Genomic DNA, 1,261 nt, shown 5'->3' with positions numbered 1-1,261 from the left:
TGTGAACCTGTCGCCGAACAGGACGGCCATCTGAGCCTTGGCGGCCATCCATTCACGGGTGGGCATTTTCCACTCTTTCTCGGCCCTGTTCAAGACCAAGAAGAGCAGTTTCAGCGCCGCGTCGTCATTGGGGAAATGCCCCCTGGCCCGGACGGCGCGGCGGAGCTTTGAATTCAGGGCCTCGATGGCATTTGTTGTATAGAGTATGCGCCTGACTTCGCGGGGAAAGGCAAAGAACGGGATGACCTCCTGCCAGGCCCGGCGCCAGGCCTTGCCGATGGCCTCATATTTCCGGCCCCAGGGACCTTGCTCGAATGCGGCCAGCGCCTTCTCCGCCTCCGTATCATCCAAGGCGTCGTAGACCTGCTTGAGCGCGGCGGCGACCGGCTTGCGGTCTTTCCAGGACGCGAATTCCATGCTGTGGCGCAGGAGATGGACAATGCAGGTTTGCACGCTCGTCTCTGGAAAGGCGGCGGCGATGGCCTCGGGAAAGCCCTTCAGCCCATCGACCACGGCCAGCAGGATGTCCTCCACGCCCCGGTTCTTCAACTCGTTCAGCACCCGCAGCCAGAATTTCGCCCCCTCATTCTGCTCGATCCACAGGCCCAGCACCTCCTTGCTGCCGTCCACCCGCACGCCGATGGCGATGTGGATGGCCTTGTTCCGGACCAGGCTCTCGTCCCGGATCTTGACCCGCAGCGCGTCCAGGAAAACCAGCGGATATACCGTTTCCAGCGGCCGGGTCTGCCAGGCCGACACCTCCTCCAGCACCGCATCCGTCACCGCAGAGATCAGGTCCGCCGACACCTCCATCCCGTACAATTCCCGCAGATGGCCAGTGATTTCCCGCGTCGACATGCCCCGCGCATACATCGAGATAATCTTCTCGTCGAACCCAGGGAACCGCCGCTGGTACTTGCCGATCAGCTGCGGGTCGAAGGTCGAGGCCCGGTCGCGCGGGATCGACAGCTCAACCGACCCCGTATCCGTCAGCACCGTCTTGCGGCCATAGCCGTTGCGCCGGTTGCCACTCTCATCGCCGGCAAGATGGTGATCCATCTCCGCCTTCAATACACGCTCCGCCAGCGCCTTCTTCAACTGGTCAAGCAGGCCGTTCTGGTCAAACGCTGCCTTCGCGTCACCGCCGGCCAGCAACTGGTCCAGAAGCGCATCGGGGATAATCGGTTCCTTGCGTCCTGCCATCGTGAAGCTCCTTTCGCTTCAGTATGGCCCAGCCGAGCACGGAATTCCCGATAGTCCC

General features: G+C 62.5%; 1 protein-coding gene. It reads right to left on the bottom strand.

Features of this window, described 5'->3' with window-relative positions:
- Positions 1-1,203 (bottom strand): IS256 family transposase (locus AC1Q7F_RS32580; protein WP_492512706.1); only part of this gene is annotated, 1,203 nt, incomplete at its 3' end.
- Between the last annotated feature and the right edge of the window lie 58 nt (positions 1,204-1,261).

The organism is Niveispirillum sp. GW835-FHT14G11, from assembly GCF_058793615.1.
Note: the sequence above shows the minus strand (reverse complement) of the source record. Positions and strands in the feature narration are given on the sequence as shown.